The sequence below is a fragment of the Streptomyces xiamenensis genome (assembly GCF_000993785.3).
Classification (GTDB): Bacteria; Actinomycetota; Actinomycetes; order Streptomycetales; family Streptomycetaceae; genus Streptomyces; species Streptomyces xiamenensis.
This window is the reverse complement of sequence record NZ_CP009922.3, coordinates 3,270,717-3,294,852: the sequence shown is the minus strand read 5'-3', so window position 1 is coordinate 3,294,852 and position 24,136 is coordinate 3,270,717. Positions and strand designations below refer to the sequence as shown.

Here is a 24,136-nt window from a genome sequence, read left to right as displayed (position 1 = left end):
ATGGAGGAATCGAACGTGGCACGGTCGGTATTGGTGACGGGCGGCAACCGCGGCATCGGTCTGGCGATCGCGCGAAGATTCGCCGAACAGGGGGACAGCGTCGCGGTGACCCACCGCGGCGCGCCCGTACCGGACGGATTGCTGGGCGTCACCTGCGACGTGACCGACTCCGAACAGGTCGACGCGGCGTTCACCGAGATCGAGGAGACGCACGGTCCGGTCGAGATCCTGGTGTCCAATGCCGGTATCACCGACGACTCCTTGCTGCTGAGGATGAGCGAGGAACAATTCAGCCGCGTCCTGGACGCGAATCTGACCGGATCGTTTCGCGTCGCCAAGCGCGCCACCCGCGGCATGCTCCGCAAACGCTGGGGCCGACTGGTCTTCATTTCCTCGGAGGTGGGCCTTTCCGGCGGCGCGGGTCAGGCGAACTACGCGGCGAGCAAGGCCGGCCTGGTCGGCTTCGCCCGGTCACTCGCCCGCGAACTCGGCAGCCGCAACATCACCGCGAACGTGATCAGCCCCGGGTTCGTGGCCACCGGGATGACCGCGGTCCTGCCGGACGAACGCAAGCGGGACATCCTGCGCCAGGTCCCGCTGGGTCGCGGCGCGGACACCACGGAGATCGCCGCGGCCGCGACGTTCCTCGCCTCCGGGGCGGCGGCCTACATCACCGGCGCGGTGCTGCCGGTCGACGGCGGCCTCGGAATGGGCCACTGAGTCAGCAAAGGGAGAGATCGTGACGGGACTACTCGACGGCAAACGACTGCTGATCACCGGGGTACTCACGGACGCCTCGCTCGCGTTCCACGTCGCGCGCGTCGCGCAGGAGCAGGGCGCCGAGGTGGTACTCACGGGGTTCGGCCGGCTCAGCCTGGTCGAACGGGTCGCCAGGCGGCTGCCCGCGCCGGCTCCGGTGATCGAACTGGATGTCACCAACTCCGAGCATCTGGACGCCTTGTCCGGCAAGGTGTCCGAGCATGTCTCCGGCCTTGACGGGGTGGTGCACTCGATCGGGTTCGCTCCGCCCTCCTGCCTCGGCAACCCCTTCCTGGAGGCACCGTGGGAGGACGTCGCCACCACGGTCCGGGTCTCCGCCTATTCGTTCATGTCGCTGACGCGCGCCGTGCTTCCGCTGCTGAGCGAACGGGCCTCGGTGGTCGGGATGGACTTCGACGCCCGCCAGGCCTGGCCCGATTACAACTGGATGGGGGTCGCCAAAGCGGGTCTGGAGTCCGTCACCCGCTACCTCGCCAAGGAACTGGGCCCCCGCGGGGTCCGGGTGAACCTGGTCGCCGCGGGCCCGGTCCGGACCATGGCAGCCCGGTCCATCCCCGGGTCCGGGGACATCGAGGCGCAGTGGGACTCCCGGGCACCGCTCGGGTGGAAGGTCGATGACCCCGAGCCGGTGGGCAGGTCCGTGTGCACACTGCTGTCCGACTGGCTGCCCGCCACGACGGGGTCCATGGTGTGGGTGGACGGCGGCTTTCACGCCGTCGGCGCGTAGCACTCCACGAGGCCGGATTCCTCTGCCCGGCAGAGGAATCCGGCCATCCGGGCGGTGTCCCTACGCCGCCATGGGCGACTTCGCCTCGACACGGAAGACCTGCTGGAGCTGTCGTATCGCCTTATGGCATCGAGATTTGACGGTGCCGGGTGGAATGCCCAGCATGGTCGCCACATCATTCACGTGGTGGCCCTGTACATAGACCGCCAGGACGGCGGCACGGTGCTTCGGTGAAAGACACGACAACATGTCGGCGACGACCGTCTCCGATTCGATCGTCTCGAATGCACGGTGGCCATCCAGAACATTGCTGGCGGTGGCCTGCGGGCCCTCCACGTCCAGTTCGGTGGCCAGATTCACCTCGGTCGGCCTGGCCCGGACCCGACGGTGCCGGTCGACCACAATGTTCCGGGCCACGGTCCGCAGCCACGGCCTCAGTGACCGCCCGGACTTGAGCACCTCGGGATGGAGCCACAACCGGATGGCCGTCTCCTGGGCCACGTCCTCGGCGGCGTGGATGTCGCCGTCCAGCAGATGCCTGACATAGTGCACGATCTCGGCCCGGTGAATGAGCCATTGTTCGGCCGACAACTCGGCGGCCCCCTCCGGATCGGAATCCTGACCCCGCTCGGCGATCTCGGAATCCCGTGGGACATCGCGTGATCTCTTGATGAAAATGCTGCCGGCCTGGCGGTGAACGTCAGAAGACCTCTGTGCCTGTGCTGGGGGGCGCGTCGCCACGAAGAGCTCCCTTGAGATGTCGCTACCGTCGGATGTCCCTGGCCACTTCTCGGACTTGGCGCAGAAAAGGATTTCTGCGCCAAGCGGAACGAGTGATTCTGTGCGCTGCACATGAGAGGCCCCGGCCGTCGGCGGATTTCACCGTCCCGGACGTCCGGAACATGTCGGGTTCTTTGAATGCGGACAAGGCGCTATCCCGTCGCCCCATGGGTGAATGAGCGACGGTTCGTCACGGCCGGCCGACGGCATGACGGTATGCGTGTACGGCCGGCAACGGGGCCGGTTTCCAGTTTTCGCGCGCTGAGAACCGGCGAGGGCAGTGCTTCGACCATCTCACCCGTGACTTGCGGACCGTTTGTCGCACACTTGCCGAATGCTTGCGCAGGGTGCGCAGGCCGAGTGCCGTGCCGAACGACGCCACCGGAGGGAACAGCCGGCACACCTCCCGGCGTTCACACTCGACACACCCAACGCGTCAAGCGGGAACCGCACGGCGACGGTCTAGCATGATCAACAACCGTCCCCCCAGTTCAACGGCGGACGGGACATCCTCAGCGGGGGGGATTGGAAAGCCGCCTGGTGGTAGAAATCGACATACGGGTCTCCATGCTCGGCCCGCTGGCCATCGGCCGCAGAGGGCAGGATCTCAACCTCGGGCCACATCTGCGGCGCGTACTGCTGATCCGGCTGCTTCTGGAGAACAGCCGCTCCGTTCCCGTCGATGTGCTGTGTGAGGATGTCTGGCAGGGGCGGCCGCCGCCCAGCGCGGTCGCGACCCTGTATTCGCATGTGAGCAGACTACGCGATGTCCTCGAACCCTCACACTCGCGCCGAGCGGGCCACGAGGTCCTCGCCCGGGAGTCCACGGGCTATGCCCTGTTGTTGCCCGAAGATGTCCGCGACACCGCGCGCTTCGAGCGATTGGTCGTGAGTGCCCGGCAGTTGCTGGCGGACGGCCGGGCCGCGGAGGCGCGGTCGGAGATCGACCGCGCGCTGGCGCTGTGGCGGGGCACGGCGCTCGCGGACGTCGAGCATCACAGGTTCGCGATGCGCGAGTCGGCCCGGTTGACGGAACTGCGCCTGCAAGCGGTGGAGTTGCGCACGGAAGCGCTGCTGAACGAGGGGCAGTACGAGCAGGCCGTGCTGGTGGCCGAGGACCTGACGGCCCGCCATCCCCTGCGGGAGAGGACCTGGAACCTCTTACTCCGGTCCCTCTACCTGTCCGGACGTCCCGCCGACGCCCTGCAGCGCTTCGACGAAGTACGCCGACGGCTCGGTGAGGAACTCGGCGTCGACCCGGGCCCCGAACTGCGGGGCACGCACCAGGCGATCCTGAACCACGACATCCGGCTGGAGCATCCGGCTCCTCGCGGGCCGACCCGTGACGGGAGTCGGCCCCAGAGTGAGCGCATACCCCGGCACGATCCGCACGACGTCCTGTCGCGGCCCGCGCAACTCCCCGCCGACCTGTCCACGTTCGTCGGAAGGTCGGCCCAACTGGCCCGGCTGCGGCGGTCGATCGACGAGGAGGAGGCCGGAACGACCACACGGGCGGTACAGATCGACGGGGCGGCCGGCAGTGGAAAGACCGCCCTCGCCGTCCACTGGGCCCACCGGGCCGCCGACAACTTCCCCGACGGACAGCTCTTCGTCAATCTGCGCGGCTACGACCAGTCCGACCGGCCTTTGAACCCGGCCGATGCCCTGGACGACTTCCTGGGTGCGTTCGACGTGCCGCAGTCCCGCGTCCCGGCGGGCCTCGACGCGAAGATCGCCATGTTCCGCAGCCTGCTGGCCCGCCGCCGTGTGCTGGTCGTCCTGGACAACGGACTCGACGAAGGCCAGGTCAGGCCGTTGCTGCCGAGCACGCGCGGTTCCATGGCTCTGGTGACCAGCCGTGCCCCGTTACCCGGGCTGATCGTCACGCACGACGTCCGTCCGATGACCCTGGGCGTCTTCTCCCCGGAAGAGGCACGTCAGGCCATGGCCCGACGCCTCGGCGCGGATCAGATCGAGGCCCATCCCGAAGCGGTGCGGGACATCATCGACCTCTGCGGGCGGCTGCCCCTGGCGCTGGCCATCGTCGCCACGGTCGCGCAGACCCGCCCCAACCACGCACTGCCCCAGATAGCGGACGAGCTGCGCCGGGCCGGCGGAAGCCTGGACCTGTTCACCGGGGCCGATGCCAACACCGACCTGCGGACGGTCCTCTCGTGGTCCTACCGGGTCCTGAGCGCGGACGCGGCGCGCCTATTCCGTCTGCTCTCCCTTTCCGACGCGGCCTGGATATCCGCGCCGGCGGCCGCGAGCCTCGCGGGAGTGACGACCTCGACGGTGCGGCCCCTGCTGGAGGAGCTGACCCGCCAGCATCTCCTCGGCGTGCAGCGCCCCGATCGGTACGTCCTGACCGGCCTCAACCGCGCCTACGCCTCGGAGCTGGCTCGCCGTCATGACAGCGCTGTCGACCGCCGCGCGGCACGAGCCCGGCTCACGCGGCAGTTCCCTTCGGTGAACGGGCGCCTGGGCACCGGCAGATGAGGCGGGGGACGGCCTCGCGACGCGCCGCCGCGGCAAGACCTTCGTCTCCCTCCGCCCCACCGTCGCCCCCAGGTCACGGCCCGAGCCGCGCCGGGGTCGTACGGGCCCCGTCCTGGCGCCCCGCGCTGGAGGTGACGCGCCCGGACCCTCACCACCGGCCGGCCGATGGCCGTATCGTGGGCCCCGGCACGGACCGTACGGGGGAGGTCACCGGTCACGATGACATGGGAAGAAGAATGGGCGGCGGCGAAGCAGACCGCCCGCGAGGACATGACGCGCACCCGTCTGAACTCCGACGAGGCGGGCAACGGCGGCTCCGCCCCGGGGCGCAACGACCTGAGCGTCCCGCTGGACGTCCTGCGTTCGGCGTCGAGCGCGTCCCGCGATGTGGAGAGCGACCTGCGGCCCGTCATCGACGACGCCATCGCCAAGGCCCACGCGGCCGGCGAGTCGCTCCAGGGGTGGGACCTCGGCCCGCGGCTGACCATCACGGCGGACAAGTGGGGCGACAAGCTGTGTGAGACCTCCGACCGGCTCATCGGCCACGCCGACGGGCTCGACATGCTCTCGTACGGCATGTCCGAGACCGACATGGAGATCGGCCGCCAGTTCCGTACGTGGGGCACGGTCTGATGCCCGAGAAGTTCCGTGAACTGATGACCCAGGACTTCAGCGCCCTCGCGGAGGTCGCCACCGCGTGGACCCGCATGGCCGAGGCGCTGCTGGAGGCCCAGGAGGAGTCGTACCAGCGGGTCTCGGCCCCGCTGATCGCGGCCGACTGGACCGGCCAGGCGGCGACCAGCGGGCTGCGCTCCATGGAGGTGGCCCAGAGCATCCTGCACACCGCCGCGATCAACATGACCCTCATGGCGACCGCACTGCGCCGGGCCAACCGCACGATGCAGATCGCCCAGGTGAAGCTGCGGAGCGCGGTCGAGGGCGCGGAGGCCGACGGCTTCACGGTCCGCGAGGACGGCTGGGTCCTGCCCCGCGAGCTGGACCCCGAGATGCGCAACGACCCGGACTACGAGCGGCTGTCACAGGCGGCGAACGCCGGTCTGGGCGAGTACCGGCGGCAGATCGAACAGGCGGTCGCGGACGCCACGAGCGCCGCGGTCGCCGCCGCGGGGGTACTCCGGGATGTCGACTGGTTCACCTTCGACAAGGAGTACGGGCGCGACGCTGCCCTGGAACTGGCGGCGCGGATGGGCACCCGGCTCGACATCGGCGCGAACGTGGAGGACATCCCCGAGGACGGGACCCCCGACGCCAACGCCCGCTGGTGGAACGGCATGAGCCAGAGCCAGCGCGAGGCGTACCTGCTCTACTTCCCGGCCGAGGTCGGCGCCCTGGACGGCCTGCCGACCGCCGACCGGGACATCGCCAACCGGCGGGCACTGGACGCCCTGCTGGAGGAGTACGCGGCGAGGGAGCACACCCACGGCATCCACGACGGCATGGCCTACGCGGGCCTGACCCACCTGCGCGAACAACTCGACCTGGCGGCGGGCGCGGAGGGCGACAAGCAGCTGTACCTGCTGGGCTTCGACACCTCCCACGACGGCCAGTACGTCCTCGCCCAGGGCAACCCGGATACGGCGGCCCACACGGCGATCCTGGTCCCGGGCACGGGCACGGACATGACCTCGGCGGGCGGCCAGATCGCGCGGATCGACAGGATGCAGACGGCAGCGCAGGAATTCACCGACGAAGAAGTCGCCGTGGTCTCCTGGCTCGGCTATGACGCACCTGAGATTCCCAGCGGCGTGGCCACGACAGGTCGCGCCGATGCAGGGGCAGCTGACCTGCGAGAATTCACCGCTGGGCTCGGCGCGGCCCACACGACCGGGAACAACCATCTCACTGTGATGGGACACAGCTACGGCTCCACGATGGTGGGTGCCGCCGACAAGGGGGGCGATGGGCTGGGGGCCGATGACGTCATCGTTGTCGGAAGTCCTGGCATGTCGGTGAGCAAGGCGCGAGACCTTCACATCGACCCGGAACACCTGTGGGTGGGCACAGCGGATGACGACCCCATTCCCCGCCATCTCAGCGAGCAGACGCTGGGCGTCGGCCCCCACAAAAGCTACTTCGGAGCACAGGAGATGTACGTCGACACATCGGGCCACAGCGGCTACTGGGACGAGGGAAGCGAAAGCTTGAGGAACATCGGCCGTATCGTCGCCGGGGACAAGCCCCTAACAGGAGATGCCGGCCGGTGAGGCAGATGAAGTGCGCTGTGCGCAATCTGGTTGCGACCATGACTGTCGCGTTCGCGCTGGGAGGTTGCATGACGAGCGGTGCCAATGACCCACTTCCGCGCATGAGCCAAGAGGACGCTGAGGCCTGGTCCAGACACTGGATCGAGTCTATGGCCCGCACCGCTGGCGGAGAGATCGCGGAAGATACCAAGAAGGTCAATTTCTACGCGTGCCTCGGCAGAAACGGCGAGGTCGCGGAGGACGGACGTTTCGAGCATTCCTATTCTGCTCGCATCGAACTCCCTCCGGAGGACCACGCGCAGGCGGTTCTCGACATCCGTGAAATCTTGGAGGAGAAAGGTTTCGAGATCAACGGTTACCGTTCAGACCCTTCGGTGTCCCCTGCGAACGCTCTTGATGCCCGGCATCCGGAAGAGGGTCAGTCGGTCACGGCCCAAGATTTCACCGGGAACGAGAACCATCTGCTCCTCATCGTCTCCACTCCCTGTCTCCTCCCTCCGGACGTCGAGCAGCAGCAGTTCTGACCGGCTCGCGAAACGCCTGGACTGAAGCACAACCCATCGCTGTCACCTCCAATCAGGGGATGACGCGCACGTCGGTGCGTGATCGGTGTTCAGGCACGCCGCCGGAGCAGCAACCATCCGGTCAGGGCGACGAGCAGGACGGCGGTGGTGCCGCCGAGGATCCAGGGTAGGGGGCTGCCGTCGTCGCTAGTGGCGGCGGCTTCCGCCTCGGGTCCGGGGGCGGGTTCGGCACTCTCGTCCGGCGTCGTTTCGGGTGTCGGCTCAGGCGTGGCGGGCGGCACAAGGCCCGCTTCCCAGTCGCGGAAGATCGGCGGACTGTCGGGATCACCGGGGTCACCCTCCCCATCGACGATGACCCGGTCCGGCCGCACGATGCCGTACCCCGTGTAGTCATCCCGCCGCTGATCATCGGACCGCTCGGCCGTATTGAGCATCACCCGCAACACCTGGTTCTTCGTCCAGTCCGGGTGCTGCGACCAGATCAGCGCGGCAGAGGCCGACGCCAAGGCGGCAGCTGCGCTCGTCCCGCCACCCTCGATCAGACAGAGGGAGCCGCCCAGATCTCCGCAGTACGCGGGAACACCGTTGCCAGGAGCCGCGAGGGCTACGTGCGGGCCGGACGTGGAGTAGGAGGACCTCTCACCGTCGCTCCGTACGGCGCCGACACCTATGACACCGTCAAGGCTTGCCGGCGGTTGAACCGTGTTCGCCCTCTCCCCTTCGTTACCAACAGAAGCGAAGAAAAGTATGCCCTGCCTGGCCGCTTCTTCTGCCATTTCAGACAGTGGCCCCGCCGCGCCAATGATGTCTTCCCGTGTGCCGGAGATGTTGATGATGTCCACCTCCGAATCAATGGCGTATTGAATTCCCTCTACCCATCGAGCGACACCACTGATGGCGAAATCGCCACTTTCGACGATGCGGACAGGAAGAATTTTGACACCTGGAGAGATGCCTCGAATTCCGTTTCCATCTCCCGTTCCAGCGATGAGCGCTGCCATGTGAGTACCGTGTCCGTCGGTGTCCACGTGTGCACCTTCAGCACGCCCAGTGAGATCGGTGCCTTCGAGGACTTGGCCTTCCAGCTCGGGGAGCGAGCTGTCGACACCACTGTCGATGAGGGCGATAGTGATGCCTTCGCCCTTCGAGTGTTCCCACATCTCTTCGACTCGCAGGGTGTCGAAGTACCAGGGGTGTTGAGGGGTGTCGGCTGCTTGTGCGGTGGTGGGTGTGGTGGCCAAGGCTGCGGTGAGGGCAAGGGTGGTGGCGAGGGCCCGGCGGGTGGGGGTCATGGCTGCTGCCTGTCGTCCTTACTCTCGTCTTTCGATGGGGCGACAAATGGGCCGCGCTGCCCGTCGGTCGGCATCGGGTTGCCTACGGGCAGACCCTGGTTCTCCGCCTGCAAGGGATGGCTTGGCCCATACGTCCGGCGCCTCTGCTCGTGTCCACGACCCAACCCATTACCTCCGACGGGCTCACCGGCGGCGGCACCGCTAATCCCGCGCACGCGACGGTTGCCACTGACGATCAACAGCCCGAACCCGTGGAGATCATCATCTGCGGCTGGAGTACGGGCCAGCTGTGGGCCACAGTCGGCGCGGAGGCATACCGGGAGACATCGTCCGTACGAGCTCGCCATCACCTGAGTGGCGATCAGGCGGCGCGTCGCCGGAGCAGGAGCCATCCGGTCACGGCGACGAACAGAACTGCGGCGGTGCCACCGAGAATCCAGGGCAGAGGGCTGCTGTCGTCACTCGTGGCGGCGGCTTCCGCCTCGAGTCCGGGGGCGGGCTCGGTGCTGTCGTCCGGCGTCGTTTCGAGTGTGGGCTCGGGCGTGGCGGGCGGCACAAGGCCCGCTTCCCAGTCGCGAAAGATGGGCGGGCTGTCGGGGTCGCCGGGGTCGCCATCCCCATCGACGATGACACGGTCGGGCCGGACGATGCCATAGCCGGTGTAATCATCCCGCCGCTGATCATCCGGCCGTTCGGCGGTGTTGAGCATCACGCGCAGGACCTGGTTCTTCGTCCAGTCGGGGTGCTGCGACCAGATCAGCGCGGCGGAGGCGGAAGCGAGAGCGGTGGCGGAACTGGTGCCGCCCTCATTGACGATGCAGGCGGAACCGGCAAGGCCGTCACAGTGGCCTGGAACATCGTTTCCCGGGGCGGCGAGTGATACCTGCGGGCCGGAAGAAGAATAGGGAACGCGCTCGCTGCCTCTGTCCACTGCCCCGACAGCGATCACTCCGGGGAAGGAGGCGGGCGCGGCCACGCGATTATCCGATTCTCCAGTATTTCCGGTTCCTGCAAAGATGAGCACATCGTGGCGCGCGGCCAGCGAGGTAGCCTCCGCTAGCTCCTCTTCCGAAACGGATCCTGATTGAGAGATATTGATGATCTGCGCACCAGATTCAATGGCGTACGTAATTCCTTCGCTGAAACGCTCATCGCCACTGAAGTTGATGCTGTCGACGAGGGTTCGTACGGGCAGGATGGAGACGCCTGGAGCAAGGCCCTGGATGCCCGCGTCCTTTCCCGTTCCGGCGATGAGCGATGCCATGTGGGTGCCATGGCCCGAAACATCGATATGGGCTCCTTCCTGGGCTGCTGTGAGGTCCGTGCCGTCGAGGACTTGGCCTTGGAGTTCGGGGAGGGTGGGGTCGACTCCGCTGTCGATGACGGCGACGGTGATGCCTTCGCCGGTGGTGTGTTGCCACATTTCTTCGACGCGGAGGGTGTCGAAGTACCAGGGGTGTTGGGGGGTGTCAGCTGCCTGGGCGGTGGGTGCGGTGGCCAGGGCTGCGGTGAGGGCAAGGGTGGTGGCGAGGGCCCGGCGGGTGGGGGTCATGGCTGCTGCCTGTCGTCCTTGCTCTCGTTCTTCTTTTGCTTCTTCTTGCCGTTCTTGCGGCCCTGACCGGGCAGGCCGATGACACCGGTGGGTTTGGGCAGGGACCGCCCGCGCTCCCCACGACCGGTGGCCGGCCGTCCGTCGACCGTCGCCTTCCCATACATGGGACGCGGCGTGGTGTTGGGCTGGTCGTTCCTGGTCGGGGTGAGGCGGGAGTTGGCGGCGTTCATACCGGGCTGGATCACCCCACCCGGCGGGATACGTGACGCCACCGTGGGTTTCGCGTTCGGTACCGGCTTGCCCCCGAGAAGGCCGTAGTTGTTCGCCCTGCCCCAGGGATTACCCCCACCCGGGCCACCACCTCCCGTGGGCGGACGCCCCACGGGAGGATGCTGACCACCCGGCATCCCAGGCCCGGCGGGTCGCCCCACCGGTGGCTGTGAACCCGGACCGGACGGCGGACCAAAGGGCCGCACCACAGGCGCCTCACCCGGACGCAGACCCGGGCCACGCACCGGCGGCACCTGACCCCCACCCCCACGCCCCTGACCGGGCTGGGCCGGTGACGGCCATCCCGGCACCGGACCCACCACCGGCTGCTGTGGCGGACCGCCACCCACAGGACGCTCCACCACCGGAGCAGAAGGCGCCGAAGGAGCCACCGGAGGAACCCCACCATTCGGCACCACCCCCACCGAATCCAACGACGTCCCCACACCACCCTGATCACTCACGCCCCCCTGGCCGGAGGCGTGAGGCGTTGGGGGCGAGACTTCGGAGGATCGAAAGGTGGGAGCACCGGCGGGCTGCTGTGCCGGTGGGAACCATGGTTGAGGATCCCCCGGTTGGATCTCGGAATCCGGAGTCGAAGCAGGGAGATTGCCCGAGGGAGTCGGTCCGATGACGCCATCGGGGGCTCGGAATCTCGGTTCCCGCTCATTCACGTACTGGATCGTCCCCGCCGATGTCTTGTACACCGAGCCCAGGCGGTTGATGACGGCGATCGCTTCCTGGCGGCTGGATTCCGCTTCGGTCATCGTCATGGGGCGTTCCCCGTCGCCCGTGTCGTAGGCCACGTCGAGAGCGGTCGCCGGCATCTCCTGGGGCGGGGCGGGTGGCATCTCACTCTGGGCCTGGCGCAGAGCAACGCCCGCGTTGGTGATCGCGCTCGCCATGAAACTGGCGTACGTCTTCAGATCCACCGACGCGTGATGGAAGTGGCGGATCCATTCGCGGAACTCGTCCGCCGTCTGACCCTGCCACTCCAACTCACCGGCCCGCGACCAGATCTGCTCGCCCACCCACTCCACGGCCTCGGCCACGGCCTCCAGCGCTTCGCCACGCTGGATCAGCGCGTCCGGTCTCGCTCCCGTCAGCAGTCCAGCGAGATCCCGGTGGGACATGCCCTGCAACTGGTCCGCCGCATAGTCCTCGGAGCCGTGGCCCCTGTACGTGCCGCGATACGTCCCACTATCCTCCACGGCCCGATCCCCTCCCCGTCGGCCTCTCCCCGCCAAGACGTTCGAGCCTCAGGATACGTTCCGCTGCCGACACGCTCCGGTGTGCCACCGTTTCCACAGCTGGACATCCGGTGCGGAGGAGCGGGGCCGTCAGCGCGGCGGCCGATACGGCGGGGTTCGCCCCCCGTCTGGGCTCATGCCCGGCTGGGGAACGTGACGTCGGCCAGTTCGCAGGAGAGGTCCCACAGCCGGGAGGCGTCCTTTGGGTTGCGGGCGGAGCGATAGATCTTCTCCTCGGTCGCCGCGCCCGTGAGGTGTCCCAGGCCGCGCGGGCCGTAGAAGCGTCCGCCCCCGGCGTCGAGGCTGGTCGCCGCGTGGAGCGCGGGGCGCAGCCCGCCCTCCACGCGCTGGACGGGCCAGCCGAGCGGGGCGAACAGCCGGAACCCGGCATCGAAGGGCGCCCTGCCGCCACCCATCCTCGGCCCCGCGCTCTGCAAGTTGGTCCGGGTGAACCCGGGGTGGGCGACGTTGCTGGTGATGCCCCAGCCGTTGGCCCGGCTGCGGCGGTCCAGTTCCAGGCCGAAGAGCATGGTGGCCAGCTTCGACTGGCTGTACACGGGCCAGGGCTTGTAGCCGCGCTCGAACTGGAGGTCCGGCCAGTTCATCGTCCTGGCCAGGGCGGCGGCCAGGGCGGACTGGGTGGTGACCCGGGCGCGGCCGGCGATGAGCAGCGGCAGGATGCGGGCCACCAGGGCGAAGTGCCCCAGGTAGTTGGTGCCGAATTGCAGTTCCAGGCCATCGGCGGTGGTGTGCCGGGTGGGGGTGTCATGACGGCCGCGTTGTTGATCAGGATGTGGATCGGCCGCCCCTCGTCGTTCAGGCGGTCCGCCAGCGCCGCGACCGACGTGAGAGACGCCAGGTCCAGTGCGCGCAGGGAGGAGTTGCCGCCGATCCGTTCCAGAGCGGCCCGGCCCTTGGCCTCTTTGCGCACCGGGATGATGACCTCGGCGCCGGCCAGGGCGAGGCGGTGTGCCAGCCCGAGCCCGATGCCGTCGCTGCCGCCGGTGACGACGGCGAGCTTCCCTTGCAGATCCAGTGTGTCCATGACCCGATCGTCGGCGGTCCGCCGCCACGGGGGCAGAGAGCGTTCATCGGGGGATCGGCGGTCCCTGGCTCGCCCTCCCGCACCAACGGATACTCGCTCGTATGGACCGTGCAGCTCTGGCCGATTTCCTGCGCCGCCGCAGTGAGTCCCTCCAGCCGGAGGATGTCGCGCTGCCCCCCGGGGTTCGCCGACGCACCCGGGGCCTGCGGCGTGAGGAGGTCGCGTCCCTCGCCGTGATGTCGACGGACTACTACACGCGGCTGGAACAGCGGCGCGGCCCGCAGCCCAGCAAGCACATGCTGGCCTCGCTCGCCCGGGCTCTGCGGCTGACGGGCGACGAACGCGACTACCTGTACCGGGTCTCCGGCCACAACGCCCCGGCCTCGCTGTCGGCCTCCCCGCACGTCGCCCCCGCCCTGCTGCGGGTCCTGGACCGCCTCGACGACACTCCGGCGCTCATCCTGACCGAGTTGGGCGAGACGCTGGTGCAGAACGCGATGGCCGTCGCTCTGTTCGGGGACGCGTCGCGGCACACGGGTCCGGCCCGCAGCGCGATCTACCGCTGGTTCACCGATCCCGCGGAACGATCCGTCTATCCCGAGGCCGACCGTGACCGGCAGAGCCGCGCCCAGGTGGCGAACCTGCGTGCCGCCCACGGACTGCGCGGCCCCCGGTCGCAGGCCGGCGACCTGGTGCGCGCCTTGGGGGCGGCGAGCAAGGAGTTCGCCGCGCTGTGGGCCCGGCACGAGGTCGCGCAGCGCTTCGAGGACCACAAAACGCTCCTCCACCCCGAGGTCGGCCCCATCGAACTGGACTGTCAGGCCCTGTTTACCGAGGACCAGTCCCAGACGCTGCTCGTGCTCACCGCGCCGCCACGGTCTCCCGGGTACGAGAAGCTGCAACTCCTCGCCGTGCTCGGACTGGACCGCTTCAGCGACGCGGAGCGGTAGCCGCTCTCCGTCCAGAGGAGAGCGGGCAACGTGTACGGCGGTCGGTCCCACGACCAGCGGCCCGCGCTGCGCCCCCCCGTACGTCCGCCGCCGCGTTGGGCAGGCCCGTCCGGTCGGCGGGCGACGGCGCGCCGTGGCGCTGTCAGGGGTGTCCCTGCCGCTCTGTGCAGGAGGTCGCGGCGGGGAAGCGTCCGGCGGTGAACGCGGCCGGTGGGACGCCCATGAGGCGGCGGAACTCCCCCGTCATGTGGGACTGGTCGTAGTACCCCGCCGACGCCGCGATGTCCGCCCACCGCCCCGGCTCCGCCCCCGCCGCCAGTACGGTCCGCAGCCGGTCGATCCGCGCGAAGCGCTTGGGGGACAGCCCGGTGCCGTCCAGGAAAAGGGTGTGCAGGCGGCGCTCACTCAGGTGCAGCCGGGCCGCCGCCGCGGCGACCGTGCCACCGGCCAGCAGCCGCGCGGCCTCGTCGAGCCGGGCCGGGGGCACCGGCAGCCCGGCCCATGCCCCGTCGAGGGCGGTCACCGGGTCGGTGGCGAACTGGTCGATGTCCAGGCCCGGCAGGGCGCGCAGGGGCAGGACGCGGTCCGCGAGATCCCGCAGCGGACGCCCGAGCAGGGCTTGCGCGCGCCCAGGCCGCATGCGGACCCGCACGCACGAGTGGCCGGCCCCGCCCGCGTGATAGGCGGCCCGGGTACGGGGCCCCATCACGATCAGCTCGCGCCGTTCGACGCGCAGGAGAAGAGTGGTGGCGTGGTCGGGTACGTCGACCGCTGTCGGTCCGGCCGTCGCCGTGGCGACATCGATCCCGGACACCCAACGCAGCAGAGCGGGCGGCACGTTGAGGGAACCCACCGCTCCACGATAGTGCCGAAACTTCCTATCCGGCGGTGTGGAGGCGCTGCCATCGTCGGATGCATGATCCTGATCACCGGTGCCACGGGCACCATCGGCAGCCATGTCGTGCGCCTCCTCTCCGAACAGGGCGTACCGTTCCGGGCGATGTCCCGCCGCGCCCAACCGGGCCACGTGCGGGCGGACTTCGAGGATCCGGCCTCGCTGGAACGCGCGCTCGCGGGCGTCGACACCGTCTTCCTGGTGACGGTGCCGCCCCGGCCGACGGCGGACCACGACCTCGCCCTGGTACGAGCCGCACGCGCGGCCGGAGTCCGGAAGATCGTCAAGCTGTCGGCGATCGGCAGCGGCGGGATCTTCGGCGGACAGAGCATCGGCGCGTGGCACGTCGCCGCCGAGGAGGCGATCGAGGCCGCCGGGTTCGCGTGGACGATGCTCCGCCCCGGGAGCTTCGCCTCGAACCTCCTCCCCCACCGCGCCCTGATCCTGGCCGGGGAACCCGTCCCGAACCTGGCCGGTGACGCCCGGCAGGCCGTCATCGACCCGAGGGACGTGGCCGCGGTCGCCGTCGCGGCCCTGACCGGCGACGCACACGACGGACAGCGGTACGACCTGAGCGGCCCGGAACTGCTCACGTTCGCCGACCAGGCGTCGATCCTGGGGCGGGTGCTGGGGCGCACGGTGCGGATCGCGGACGGCACGGACATCCTCAGCCAGTTGCCGGCCGAGGTCGTCACCGGCATCGACTGGGCCCGCGCGGGCGGCACGGCCTACCTAACAGACCATGTACGGCAGATACTCGGCCGCCCGGCGGGCACGTTCGAGCAGTGGGTACGCGACCACCGGACGGCCTTCGCGGAAACACCCTGATCCGGCACGGCGGTCAGGCGACCGGAGCCGAGGGCCTTTCGCGGCCGGTGATGAGACGGTGCCACAAGCGGCCGAGCGCCGTACGGGGGCGGCGGGTACGGGTGCCGGGACGGGGGTAGTTGATCGGTTCGGGGCGGGGCGGGTCCTCGGGGGCGGTGTACAGCGGGACCTTGAACCCTGCGGCATCCGTGGGTGCGTCCCGCATGGCGTCGGCGTAGTCGATGATCGTGTGGTGCAGCCGGGCGAGGCACGGCTCACAGACGTAGAACTGGGCGTAGTGCCCAACCGTTGACGCCGAGCCGAGCCACAGCACCCACGTGCAGCGGTTCCCGCACCACAGCCAACAGCGACCCAGCACCCATTCCGAGCTGCCCCTGGCCTCCGGCCGGGAGGCGCCCGCAGGCAAGCGCGGTGGCAGGGGCCGGATCTCGGCGAACCTGAGATCAGGGAGCCGGGGAACGGACGTCACCTCGTCCTCCCACGGTTGCTCAGCCGGGTGCCGGTCAGCCGGGAACGGGCGTGCAAGGTCAGCGCCTCCCCCGTCGCGAACTCCAGCCGGCGTCCGCCTCGGGTGGTCAGCACCAGATCCGCGACGACCAGCGCCCGGCCCCCGACCTGGATCACATCGCCGACCAGCACCGTCTCGGCGGTGATCTCCACGACCTCCGGAACGCTCATCCGGACACCGCCCGCGTCACGGCCGCCAACTGCCGTACGGTCGCGGGCCGCAGGTCGGCGGCCGGGGCGTGCGTCTCGAACGACGGATCGTCGTACGCCCGCACCCGGATCAACGCCCCGGCTGTGTAGACGACGACCACGACGCGCTCCAGTTCGGCGCTCCACACCACCGCCCCCGGCGACAAGTGCTGACGCGCCAGCCCGCACACCAGGTCCGGTACGAGCCGTCGCACGATGCCCAGCGACATCCGGTGGACGGAGATGGTGGGCGAAAGCCCGGGGTTGAGGCTGACCTGTGTCGTGGAGACGCCCAGCAGAGCGAGGGCCTCGCGCAGTTGAAGGAGTTCCATGGGGACTTGGGGAAGTTCCAGCCGTTCGGTCGTACGCACGACCGCTCCTCTCCGTAGTGAATCCACTACCAGCGAGGTTCAGCGTTGCGCAGGCCAGGGCATCGTTCAACGTGTCGAACGTGAACGGAAGGTTGGTACAGGTCAATTGAATCGCAAGGAACTCAATCCGGACAGCAGTCCACAGGCTGCATTCGGAGCGCGATTGCGCAGTTCGCGGGAGGCTCGCGGCTGGAAGCAGGAAGATCTCGCCGCTCAGATGGGATATTCCAGCACACATATCTCAGCTGTCGAAACTGGGCGGAAGGTTCCAACCTCGCGGTTTTCGCGCAGTGCGGACAAGGCGTTCGGTATCCGGGACACCGTCGAGACATTCGAGCGCCAGTGGCGCGAGATCCGGCAAGGCTCGTTGCTGGAGGGCTTCCCGGAGTACGTCAGCCATGAAGGCCGGGCAACAGAGCTCCGGTTGTACGAGGTGGGCGTCATCCCGGGCCTGCTCCAGACACCCGAGTACGCGTCGATCCTCGCCAACAGCGCGGTCAGGCGGGGGGCCATCACGGAAGACCAGGCGAACGAAAGGGTGTCGCTCGTTGCGGAACGGCAGGCGGCGCTCATGGGGAAGTCTTCGCCCATGATCTTCGCGATGCTGGACGAGGGCTGCATCCGCCGAGCCATGGGCGGGCCCAAGGTCATGGACGCGCAGCTGGCGCGGCTGATCGAGTTCGCTGAACTGCCGAACACCATGTTCCAGGTAGTCCCGTTCAGCTTGGGGGAGCGCCGTCCGTTCAATTCGACGTTGTACTTGCTGACGATGCCGGACCGGTCGCTCATTTCCTACGCTGAATCCGCCCATCGGGGCCATCTTGAGCGGGAAAGTATGTTCGTCCAGCCTCTACTCAGGGCCTACCATCAGCTACAGGCCGACGCCCCCTCGCAGGCGGAGAGCGTGGCCATGATCAACCAGATGCGAAAGGGCACCCCGTGACTGAGACCCCCAAGTGGTTCACGTCCTCCTACAGCGACAACGGCGGCGTCTGCATCGAGGTAGCCGTAAACCTCGTCCCCTCGTGCGGCGTGGTCCCCGTCCGCGACTCCAAGCACCGTGAAGGGCCCGAGGTGGCCTTCCCTGCCACCGCGTGGTCGACGTTCGTCAACTCCCTCAAACATTGACGTCGAAGGGCACCCCGTGACGACCGAATGCCTTCGCTGGTTCACGTCCTCCTACAGCGAGCACGGCGGCGCCTGCATCGAGGTCGGCGCCGACCTCACCGCCTCCCACGGCATCGTTCCCGTCCGCGACTCCAAGCAACGGCACGGCGGCTCCATGGTGGTCTTCCCCACGGCCGCCTGGTCGGTGTTCGTCAGCGACCTCAAGCGGTGAAGCGCGACCCTGCCCCCTGCCGACTCCGGCAGGGGGCAACATCGTTCCCGCCCCAGTCCCGGTCCGGGGCCCGGCCCTACAACCGGCCGCCAGCCGTCACCGGTTGTCGTCCAGTTCCTGGTGCATCTGCGGCTGGTCGTCCTGGTCGTGGGTCAGGGCGTACTTCTCGACCTCGTTGAACGCCTTGGAGGCGATACCGAGGGTCTCCTTGTACGGGTTGACGCCGACGGTCTTCTCCGCCGCGCCGCCGAACAGGCCGCCTCCCAGTCCGCTGGCGATCTTGTGGCCTGCCGCCAAGGGCTTGCCGGCCTCGTCCAGGAGGTTCTTGGCGAGCCCCGCCATGTCGGCGTACTTGTCGGTCAGCGCCACCCGGACCATCGCCACGAACGCGTCGTGGAAGCCCGGCGGGAAGAACTTCTTGTAGAACTCGACCGCCTGCGCCGTCATGAAGACGCCGTCCTCGGTCTTCTTCCACTCCTTGTCCCGTTCCTGGTTCCACAGCCGCTCGACCTCGTCGGCGTCCTTCGGCAGCAGCCATTTCTCCGGGGTGCCCAGGTAGTGGCCGACGTAGTGCCAGGCGCACATGAAGCCGTCCGCGTCGGAGCGGGAGACGTCGACGCCGAGGTTCCGCATGGCCTGGACGATCTGCGTGCTGAACACGCAGGCCGCGCCGGTGGTGTACTTCTGGGAGACCGGCTCGCCCCACTTGGCGTAGTCCCACTGGCCGCTCTTCTTGTGCAGCTGCCGCACGGAGGCGTGCACCAGGCGCACCTTGGTCACGTTCGCGGCGAGGGTGCCGTCGCGCAGGGCGTCCTTGTCCCCCATGTCGATGAACAGCCGCGAGGACTGCGACAGTCGCCGCCCTGGCCCCTCCACCCCGCCGAGGCGGCCGGTGGAGCGCAGGGTGAAGGCGCCGGTCGGCGAGAGGTACGTGCCGATGAGGCCCACCGTGCCCTGGAGCATGGAGACTTCGCCGTGGTGCCGGCCGAAGAAGCTCTCGGCGGCCCGGACATCGGCCTCGCTCCAGTCCGGCGGCGGGGCCGTGGCCCCGCGCAGGAACTCCGCGAGCCGCTCGGGCAGCGTCGACAGGTCCTGGCCGGGCTTCAGGGTCCCGATGGTGCGGAACAGCGCGTTGACCCCGTCCACTTCGCGCTTCTCGATCAGCTCGGCCACCAGTTCGTCGGCCTCGGGGTCGCCGACCTGGTTCGCGGCTTCCAGTTCCGACGCGACCGTTGCCGCATTGAGTGTCACAGCGCTTTCCTCATTCCGCACGGGGTCATGGCACCGCGCGCGAGCCGTCCGGCCGGCGCGCGGACCGGATGTCGATCGCGATCTTGTACCGGCCGAAAGGGCGCGACCATAACCCGCAGGGAGTACAGCGGAGCACGCTCCCCGGCGCGAACGGGGGCGCACGCGGGCGGCGTCGCCCTGTGCCGTTCCGACGGGTACCGTAAGCACCGCTCAGGTCACGCTCAGGAGAGGTCTGTCATGGCGGAGAGCCGCAATCTCGATCATCTCGACTGGATTCAGGCCCCCGTCGAGGACGGGAGCGACGAGCACTGCTTCGAGGTCGCCGCCGGGGACGGGGACCTGATCCACATCCGGCAGACCGACGAGCCGGAGAAGGTGGTCACCACCACCCGCGCGAAGTGGGACGCGTTCGTCCTGGGGGTCCAGAACAACGAGTTCGACCACTTCGTCGAGGACGTCCCGCGCTCCTGACCCGGCGCCCCCAGCCTCCGCGCCACCGGCGGCGGGCATCCGGACTTGACCCTCACGTTGCGTGAGGCTGCACCGTGGTGCTCATGAGCGACTACTACAACGCGTTCGAGATCAGCCCCGTACCCGCCCCCGGCCCGGACGCCGTGCCGCCGGAACCGTTCCGCGGCATCTACGGAATGCCCGCCTTCGTCACCATCCCCACCACCGACCTGGCGGGCTCCGCCGACTTCTGGGTCCGCGGGCTCGGCTTCTTCGAGCTGTTCAGCATCCCCGGCACGCTGGTGCACCTGCGCCGGTGGGCCTTCCAGGACGTCCTGCTGGTCGCCGCGCCGAACGCGGCGGAGCGGCCCCCGGCCATGAGCGTCAGTTTCGCGTGCGTGCTGGGCCAGCTCGACGGGCTCGCCGAGGCGTGCCGCGCGCTGCGCCCGGAGTCGGTCGAGGGCCCGCGTGACACGCCCTGGAACACCCGCGACGTGGAGGTGATCACCCCCGAGAACACCCGGGTCGTGCTCACCGCCGCGAAGCCGTTCGACCCGGACAGCCAGGAGGCGCGCAACCTGGCGGACATCGGGATCACCGCGCCCGACACCATCGGCGCCGATCATGGGACCCATGCCTGACACCACGGACGCGGACGCGCACGCCGACGCCGAGGGCCTGACCGTCGGTCAGGTCGCGGCGCGGCTGGACGTGACGGTCCGCGCCCTGCACCACTGGGACGAGATCGGTCTCGCCCGCCCGTCGCTGCGCACCTCCGCCGGATACCGGCTCTACACCGCCGGTGACCTGGAACGCCTGCACCGCATCGTCGTCTACCGCGAGATCGGCCTGGGCCTGGACCGGATCCGGGCCGTGCTGGACGACCCGGCCACCGACGTGCCCGACGCGCTGCGCGCGCAGCGGGCCCAGGTCGCCGAGCGGATCGAGCGCCTGAAGCGGCTCGACACCGGGCTGGAGCGGATGATCGAGGCGCACGAGCGCGGTCTGCTGCTGACCGTCGAGCAGCAGGCCGCGGTCTTCGGCCCCCGCTGGGACCCGTCGTGGCCCGCCGAGGCTCGGCAGCGCTACGGGGACACCCCGCAGTGGCGGCAGTACGCCGAGCGTTCGGCCGCGCGCGGCCCGCGGGAGTGGCAGGCCGTCGCCGACGCCGTCGCCGGGCTCGACCGGGAACTGGGCGAGGCGATGGACGCCGGTGTCACGCCGGGCAGCGACCGGGCCGGCCGGCTCGTCGGGCGGCACCGTGAGGTGTTCGCCGCGTACTTTCCGCTCACCCGGCAGATGCAGGTCTGCCTGGCCCGCATGTACGAGGCCGATCCGGCCTACGCCGCGCACTACGACACCGTGCGGCCCGGCCTCGCGGGCTGGTTCCGGCGCCTGGTGGACGCCGACGCGCGGGCCCACGGCATCGACCCGGACACCGCCACATGGGAGTAGCGGGGCCAGGGGGGTGGGTCCCGGCAGGACGGCGGATGAGAAGCGGACTAGAAGACGATCAGGCCGCGGGTCAGCAGGTCGGTCAGAGCGAAGGCGAACAGGGTGATGCCCACGAAGCCGTTGACCGTGAAGAAGGCCCGGTTCAGGCGGGACAGATCGTCCGCCTTGACCAGCGAGTGCTCGTAGACGAACGCGCCCGCGACCACCGCCAGGCCGACCCACAGGAAGGGGCCCGCGCCGGTGGCCGCCGCGTACCAGACGAGCAGGGCCATCGTCACGGCGTGGCACACCCGCGCCGTACGCAGGGACGTGGCGATACCGAAGCGGGCCGGGAAGGACCGGACGCCCGTCTCCCGGTCCGTGGCGATGTCCTGGCAGGCGTAGATCAGGTCGAAGCCGCCGATCCAGATGCCCACCGCCAGGCCCAGCAGGACCGCGTCCCACGACCAGGTACCGGTGACCGCCAGCCAGGCGCCGACGGGCCCGGCCGCCTGGGCCAGGCCCAGGATGGCGTGCGGGAAGTCCGTGAACCGCTTGCCGTAGGGGTAGACGACCATCGGGACCACGGCCACCGGCGCCAGTACCAGGCACAGCGGGTTCAGCAGCGCCGCGGCCCCCAGGAACAGGGCCAGGGTGAGGGCCGCGCCGATCCAGCCGGCCCGCACCGACAGCGCGCCCGTCACCATCTCGCGGCCCCGGGTGCGCGGGTTACGCGCGTCAATCTCGCGGTCGATGATCCGGTTGGCGGCCATCGCGAAGGACCGCAGCCCCACCATGGCGGCCGTGACCAGGCCCAGGGTGTCCCACTCGATCCGCCGGCTCTCGGACAGGAACATCGCCGTCAGGGAGGCGGTGTAGGCGAAGGGCAGGGCGAAGATCGAGTGCTCGAACATCACCACGTTCAAGAACGCGCGGAGCCGGCCCGGCACCGCGGCGGGGGCGGGCCGGCCGGCTGAGGCGGGGAGGGCGGTCATAGTCCGTATTCCTTCCAGCGGCGGTCGACCAGGGCCGCCGTATCCGGGTCCGAGACCACCATGTGCGGCCAGCCGCCGTCGCGGGTGTAGCCCTCCTCGGGCCACTTCGCGGTGGCGTCGATGCCGGCCTTGCCGCCCCAGAACTGCTGGTAGGAGGCGTGGTCCAGGTGATCGACCGGGCCCTCGGTGAGCAGCAGATCGCGGGCGTAGTCCGTGTTGCCCAGCGCCCGCCACGCCACCTCGTGCAGGTCGTGCACATCGCAGTCGGCGTCCACGACGATGATCAGTTTGGTCAGGGACATCATGTGGGCCCCCCACACCGCCGACATCACCTTCTGCGCGTGTTTCGGGTACTTCTTGTCGATCGAGATGATCGCGCAGTTGTGGAAGCCGCCCGCCTCGGGCAGGTGGTAGTCCACGATGTCCGGGATGATGATCTTCAGCAGCGGCAGGAAGAACCGTTCCGTCGCCCGCCCCAGCGGCCCGTCCTCGGTCGGCGGCCGGCCCACCACGATCGACTGGAACATCGGCTTCTTCCGCATCGTCACGCAGTCGATGGTCAGCGCCGGGAACGGCTCCTGCGGGGTGTAGAAGCCGGTGTGGTCCCCGTACGGGCCCTCCGGCAGCATCTCCCCCGGCTCCAGCCACCCCTCCAGGACGACCTCGGCGTGCGCGGGCACCTGGAGCGGCACCGTCACGCAGTCCACCATCTCCACCCGCTTGCCCTGGAGGAAACCGGCGAAGAGGTACTCGTCGATGTCGCCGGGCAGCGGCGCGGTGGAGGAGTACGTGACGGCCGGCGGGCAGCCGAAGGCGATCGCGACCGGCAGCCGCTCACCGCGCCGGGCCGCCACCTGGTAGTGGTTGCGGCTGTCCTTGTGGATCTGCCAGTGCATGCCGATGGTGCGCTTGTCGTGCCGCTGGAGCCGGTACAGGCCCAGGTTGCGCACGCCGCTGTCGGGGTCCTTGGTGTGGGTCAGCCCCAGGTTGAAGAAGGAGCCGCCGTCCTCGGGCCAGGTGAACAGCGCGGGCAGCGCCTCCAGGTCCACCTGGTCGCCCTTGAGGACGACCTCCTGCACCGGACCGCTCTTGACCTTCTTCGGCGGCACGTGCGTCATGGCGCCGAGCTTGCCGAACGCCTCCCGCACCCCGGTGAAGCCGTGCGGCAGCTCCGGCTTCAGCAGGCCGCCGATCTTCTCGCTGATCTCGTTGTACGAGGACAGGCCCAGCGCCTTCAGCAGCCGGCGGTCCGTGCCGTACACGTTCATGGCCAGCGGCATCGTCGAGCCCTTGACGTTCTCGAAGAGCAGCGCGGGGCCGCCGGCCTTGTTGACGCGGTCGGTGATCTCGCCCACTTCGAGGTGCGGATCGACCTCCGCCCTCACCCGCTTCAGCTCCCCATCCTTCTCCAGGGCCTTCAGCAGTGCGCGCAGGTCGTCGTATGCCATGCGCCTCAGTATTGCCGACGCATTACCCTGGCCTTAGTCAGGGGGCCCCGCCCCGACCGTGGCCACACTTCCCCAGGGGGACCACAATGCTCAGGGTGCTGATGTTTCTGGTACCGATCGCGCTCATGATCTACGCCCTGGTGGACTGCATCAGCACCAAGGACGAGGACGTCAAGCATCTTCCGAAGCTGGTCTGGCTGCTGCTGATCGTCTTCGCCTGGCTGATCGGCGCGATCGCGTGGATCTTCGTGGGGCGCCAGCGCGGTGCCGCGGCCGTCGGCAACGGCGGCGGGCAGGCCAGGGGCGGCAGGTCCGGCGGTGGCGGCTGGGTCGCCCCCGACGACAACCCCGACTTCCTGCGCTCGCTGAACGACGAGAAGCAGCGCGAGGAGAACGCCAAGGACAAGGAACTCCTGGAGAACTGGGAGGAGGACCTGCGGCGCCGCGAGGAGGACCTCCGCAAGGAGGACAAGAACTCCGACGACGGCGGCCCGCAGGACCCCCCGGCCAAGTGACGGCGGGTTCCCGCCCCGCC

Annotated in this window: 26 protein-coding genes and 1 pseudogene; 15 read left to right on the top strand and 12 right to left on the bottom strand. The window is 69.3% G+C overall.

The window, feature by feature from the left end:
* The first annotated feature begins 15 nt into the window (after positions 1-15).
* Positions 16-720: a 3-oxoacyl-ACP reductase FabG gene (gene fabG, locus SXIM_RS15095; protein ID WP_030729868.1), complete on the top strand. Its 705-nt coding sequence runs from the start codon at positions 16-18 to the stop codon at positions 718-720.
* A gap of 19 nt (positions 721-739) precedes the next feature.
* Entirely contained in the window at positions 740-1,507 is a 768-nt protein-coding gene (gene fabI / locus SXIM_RS15090; protein WP_030729871.1) for an enoyl-ACP reductase FabI, read from the top strand.
* A 60-nt stretch (positions 1,508-1,567) separates the two neighbouring features.
* Here fabI and SXIM_RS15085 read toward each other — a convergent pair whose 3' ends face one another.
* Positions 1,568-2,248 carry a sigma-70 family RNA polymerase sigma factor gene (locus SXIM_RS15085; RefSeq protein ID WP_053116207.1) on the bottom strand — a complete coding sequence of 227 codons (681 nt, stop codon included), beginning with the start codon at positions 2,246-2,248 and terminating at the stop codon, positions 1,568-1,570.
* Positions 2,249-2,827: 579 nt separating this feature from the next.
* Here SXIM_RS15085 and SXIM_RS15080 point away from each other — a divergent pair.
* The 4 genes from SXIM_RS15080 to SXIM_RS15065 all read left to right on the top strand — a co-directional run bounded on the left by SXIM_RS15080 (position 2,828) and on the right by SXIM_RS15065 (position 7,535).
* Positions 2,828-4,786, top strand: a complete 1,959-nt coding sequence (locus SXIM_RS15080; RefSeq protein ID WP_148236118.1) for an AfsR/SARP family transcriptional regulator — start codon at positions 2,828-2,830, stop codon at positions 4,784-4,786.
* Between the two features lie 219 nt (positions 4,787-5,005).
* Entirely contained in the window at positions 5,006-5,419 is a 414-nt protein-coding gene (locus SXIM_RS15075) for a hypothetical protein (protein ID WP_046724377.1), read from the top strand.
* Positions 5,419-7,011, top strand: coding sequence for an alpha/beta hydrolase (locus tag SXIM_RS15070; protein ID WP_046725681.1), 1,593 nt, complete (start codon positions 5,419-5,421; stop codon positions 7,009-7,011). The genes SXIM_RS15075 and SXIM_RS15070 overlap by 1 nt, the downstream gene beginning before the upstream one ends.
* A gap of 17 nt (positions 7,012-7,028) precedes the next feature.
* Entirely contained in the window at positions 7,029-7,535 is a 507-nt protein-coding gene (locus tag SXIM_RS15065; protein WP_148236117.1) for a hypothetical protein, read from the top strand.
* Between the two features lie 89 nt (positions 7,536-7,624).
* On the opposite strand, the gene SXIM_RS15060 is transcribed toward SXIM_RS15065, so the two are convergent.
* The 4 genes and pseudogenes from SXIM_RS15060 to SXIM_RS15050 all read right to left on the bottom strand — a co-directional run bounded on the left by SXIM_RS15060 (position 7,625) and on the right by SXIM_RS15050 (position 12,944).
* Positions 7,625-8,827, bottom strand: a complete 1,203-nt coding sequence (locus SXIM_RS15060; RefSeq protein WP_078846929.1) for a S8 family serine peptidase — start codon at positions 8,825-8,827, stop codon at positions 7,625-7,627.
* Between the two features lie 361 nt (positions 8,828-9,188).
* Positions 9,189-10,379: a S8 family serine peptidase gene (locus tag SXIM_RS15055; RefSeq protein WP_046724376.1), complete on the bottom strand. Its 1,191-nt coding sequence runs from the start codon at positions 10,377-10,379 to the stop codon at positions 9,189-9,191.
* On the bottom strand, positions 10,376-10,609 hold the full coding sequence (locus SXIM_RS27450) for a hypothetical protein (protein ID WP_046724375.1): 234 nt from the start codon (positions 10,607-10,609) through the stop codon (positions 10,376-10,378). The genes SXIM_RS15055 and SXIM_RS27450 overlap by 4 nt, the downstream gene beginning before the upstream one ends.
* 1,424 nt (positions 10,610-12,033) lie before the next feature.
* Positions 12,034-12,944 (bottom strand): annotated as a pseudogene (locus SXIM_RS15050) (SDR family oxidoreductase).
* A 101-nt stretch (positions 12,945-13,045) separates the two neighbouring features.
* On the opposite strand from SXIM_RS15050, the gene SXIM_RS15045 reads away from it, so the two are divergent.
* A complete protein-coding gene (locus SXIM_RS15045) occupies positions 13,046-13,894 on the top strand; it encodes a helix-turn-helix transcriptional regulator (protein WP_046724374.1) in 849 nt (282 codons plus the stop codon).
* Between the two features lie 142 nt (positions 13,895-14,036).
* Here the strand turns inward: SXIM_RS15045 and SXIM_RS15040 are convergent, their stop codons facing one another.
* Positions 14,037-14,747 (bottom strand): helix-turn-helix domain-containing protein, encoded by a 711-nt coding sequence (locus tag SXIM_RS15040; protein ID WP_046724372.1) that lies wholly within the window; start codon positions 14,745-14,747, stop codon positions 14,037-14,039.
* 63 nt (positions 14,748-14,810) lie between these two features.
* Here SXIM_RS15040 and SXIM_RS15035 point away from each other — a divergent pair, with 63 nt between their 5' ends.
* Positions 14,811-15,617: an NAD(P)H-binding protein gene (locus SXIM_RS15035; protein WP_046724370.1), complete on the top strand. Its 807-nt coding sequence runs from the start codon at positions 14,811-14,813 to the stop codon at positions 15,615-15,617.
* A 13-nt stretch (positions 15,618-15,630) separates the two neighbouring features.
* Here the strand turns inward: SXIM_RS15035 and SXIM_RS15030 are convergent, their stop codons facing one another.
* The 3 genes from SXIM_RS15030 to SXIM_RS15020 form a co-directional block, all read right to left on the bottom strand.
* The gene (locus SXIM_RS15030; RefSeq protein ID WP_168222723.1) at positions 15,631-15,975 is read right to left on the bottom strand and encodes a hypothetical protein; all 345 of its coding nucleotides are present in this window, start codon (positions 15,973-15,975) and stop codon (positions 15,631-15,633) included.
* Positions 15,976-16,082: 107 nt separating this feature from the next.
* Complete coding sequence (locus SXIM_RS15025; protein ID WP_046724367.1) at positions 16,083-16,295, bottom strand: hypothetical protein; 213 nt, start codon at positions 16,293-16,295, stop codon at positions 16,083-16,085.
* Positions 16,292-16,684 carry a hypothetical protein gene (locus SXIM_RS15020; RefSeq protein WP_148236116.1) on the bottom strand — a complete coding sequence of 131 codons (393 nt, stop codon included), beginning with the start codon at positions 16,682-16,684 and terminating at the stop codon, positions 16,292-16,294. Before SXIM_RS15020 ends, SXIM_RS15025 begins: the two co-directional genes overlap by 4 nt.
* 106 nt (positions 16,685-16,790) lie before the next feature.
* Here SXIM_RS15020 and SXIM_RS15015 point away from each other — a divergent pair, with 106 nt between their 5' ends.
* Genes SXIM_RS15015 through SXIM_RS15005 form a run of 3 tightly spaced genes read left to right on the top strand, consistent with a single transcriptional unit; the run spans position 16,791 to position 18,023 of the window.
* Positions 16,791-17,627, top strand: coding sequence for a helix-turn-helix domain-containing protein (locus SXIM_RS15015; RefSeq protein ID WP_046724362.1), 837 nt, complete (start codon positions 16,791-16,793; stop codon positions 17,625-17,627).
* Positions 17,624-17,812: a DUF397 domain-containing protein gene (locus SXIM_RS15010; protein WP_046724360.1), complete on the top strand. Its 189-nt coding sequence runs from the start codon at positions 17,624-17,626 to the stop codon at positions 17,810-17,812. Before SXIM_RS15015 ends, SXIM_RS15010 begins: the two co-directional genes overlap by 4 nt.
* Before the next feature lie 16 nt (positions 17,813-17,828).
* The gene (locus tag SXIM_RS15005) at positions 17,829-18,023 is read left to right on the top strand and encodes a DUF397 domain-containing protein (protein WP_046724359.1); all 195 of its coding nucleotides are present in this window, start codon (positions 17,829-17,831) and stop codon (positions 18,021-18,023) included.
* A gap of 96 nt (positions 18,024-18,119) precedes the next feature.
* Here SXIM_RS15005 and SXIM_RS15000 read toward each other — a convergent pair whose 3' ends face one another.
* Positions 18,120-19,274 carry an oxygenase MpaB family protein gene (locus tag SXIM_RS15000; RefSeq protein WP_246156886.1) on the bottom strand — a complete coding sequence of 385 codons (1,155 nt, stop codon included), beginning with the start codon at positions 19,272-19,274 and terminating at the stop codon, positions 18,120-18,122.
* A gap of 237 nt (positions 19,275-19,511) precedes the next feature.
* Here SXIM_RS15000 and SXIM_RS14995 point away from each other — a divergent pair, with 237 nt between their 5' ends.
* From SXIM_RS14995 to SXIM_RS14985, 3 genes are all read left to right on the top strand, one after another.
* Complete coding sequence (locus SXIM_RS14995) at positions 19,512-19,745, top strand: DUF397 domain-containing protein (protein WP_046724357.1); 234 nt, start codon at positions 19,512-19,514, stop codon at positions 19,743-19,745.
* Between the two features lie 83 nt (positions 19,746-19,828).
* On the top strand, positions 19,829-20,365 hold the full coding sequence (locus SXIM_RS14990) for a VOC family protein (RefSeq protein ID WP_046725677.1): 537 nt from the start codon (positions 19,829-19,831) through the stop codon (positions 20,363-20,365).
* Positions 20,358-21,179, top strand: a complete 822-nt coding sequence (locus SXIM_RS14985; protein WP_046724355.1) for a MerR family transcriptional regulator — start codon at positions 20,358-20,360, stop codon at positions 21,177-21,179. Before SXIM_RS14990 ends, SXIM_RS14985 begins: the two co-directional genes overlap by 8 nt.
* A gap of 47 nt (positions 21,180-21,226) precedes the next feature.
* Here the strand turns inward: SXIM_RS14985 and mqnP are convergent, their stop codons facing one another.
* Both mqnP and SXIM_RS14975 read right to left on the bottom strand, forming a co-directional pair.
* Positions 21,227-22,153, bottom strand: coding sequence for a menaquinone biosynthesis prenyltransferase MqnP (mqnP, locus tag SXIM_RS14980; protein ID WP_046724354.1), 927 nt, complete (start codon positions 22,151-22,153; stop codon positions 21,227-21,229).
* Positions 22,150-23,601, bottom strand: coding sequence for a menaquinone biosynthesis decarboxylase (locus SXIM_RS14975; RefSeq protein WP_030729942.1), 1,452 nt, complete (start codon positions 23,599-23,601; stop codon positions 22,150-22,152). The genes mqnP and SXIM_RS14975 overlap by 4 nt, the downstream gene beginning before the upstream one ends.
* 86 nt (positions 23,602-23,687) lie before the next feature.
* On the opposite strand from SXIM_RS14975, the gene SXIM_RS14970 reads away from it, so the two are divergent.
* Positions 23,688-24,116 (top strand): PLD nuclease N-terminal domain-containing protein, encoded by a 429-nt coding sequence (locus tag SXIM_RS14970; RefSeq protein ID WP_046724353.1) that lies wholly within the window; start codon positions 23,688-23,690, stop codon positions 24,114-24,116.
* Positions 24,117-24,136: the final 20 nt, after the last annotated feature.

Coding starts and splice junctions, on each gene's coding strand:
- SXIM_RS15075 (WP_046724377.1), top strand. CDS start 5,006: ATGACATGGGAAGAAGAATGGGCGGCGGCGAAGCAGACCGCCCGCGAG.
- SXIM_RS15070 (WP_046725681.1), top strand. CDS start 5,419: ATGCCCGAGAAGTTCCGTGAACTGATGACCCAGGACTTCAGCGCCCTC.
- SXIM_RS15060 (WP_078846929.1), bottom strand. CDS start 8,827: ATGACCCCCACCCGCCGGGCCCTCGCCACCACCCTTGCCCTCACCGCA.
- SXIM_RS15055 (WP_046724376.1), bottom strand. CDS start 10,379: ATGACCCCCACCCGCCGGGCCCTCGCCACCACCCTTGCCCTCACCGCA.
- SXIM_RS27450 (WP_046724375.1), bottom strand. CDS start 10,609: ATGAACGCCGCCAACTCCCGCCTCACCCCGACCAGGAACGACCAGCCC.
- SXIM_RS15045 (WP_046724374.1), top strand. CDS start 13,046: ATGGACCGTGCAGCTCTGGCCGATTTCCTGCGCCGCCGCAGTGAGTCC.
- SXIM_RS15035 (WP_046724370.1), top strand. CDS start 14,811: ATGATCCTGATCACCGGTGCCACGGGCACCATCGGCAGCCATGTCGTG.
- SXIM_RS15025 (WP_046724367.1), bottom strand. CDS start 16,295: ATGAGCGTTCCGGAGGTCGTGGAGATCACCGCCGAGACGGTGCTGGTC.
- SXIM_RS14995 (WP_046724357.1), top strand. CDS start 19,512: ATGGCGGAGAGCCGCAATCTCGATCATCTCGACTGGATTCAGGCCCCC.
- SXIM_RS14990 (WP_046725677.1), top strand. CDS start 19,829: ATGAGCGACTACTACAACGCGTTCGAGATCAGCCCCGTACCCGCCCCC.
- SXIM_RS14985 (WP_046724355.1), top strand. CDS start 20,358: ATGCCTGACACCACGGACGCGGACGCGCACGCCGACGCCGAGGGCCTG.
- mqnP (WP_046724354.1), bottom strand. CDS start 22,153: ATGACCGCCCTCCCCGCCTCAGCCGGCCGGCCCGCCCCCGCCGCGGTG.
- SXIM_RS14975 (WP_030729942.1), bottom strand. CDS start 23,601: ATGGCATACGACGACCTGCGCGCACTGCTGAAGGCCCTGGAGAAGGAT.
- SXIM_RS14970 (WP_046724353.1), top strand. CDS start 23,688: ATGCTCAGGGTGCTGATGTTTCTGGTACCGATCGCGCTCATGATCTAC.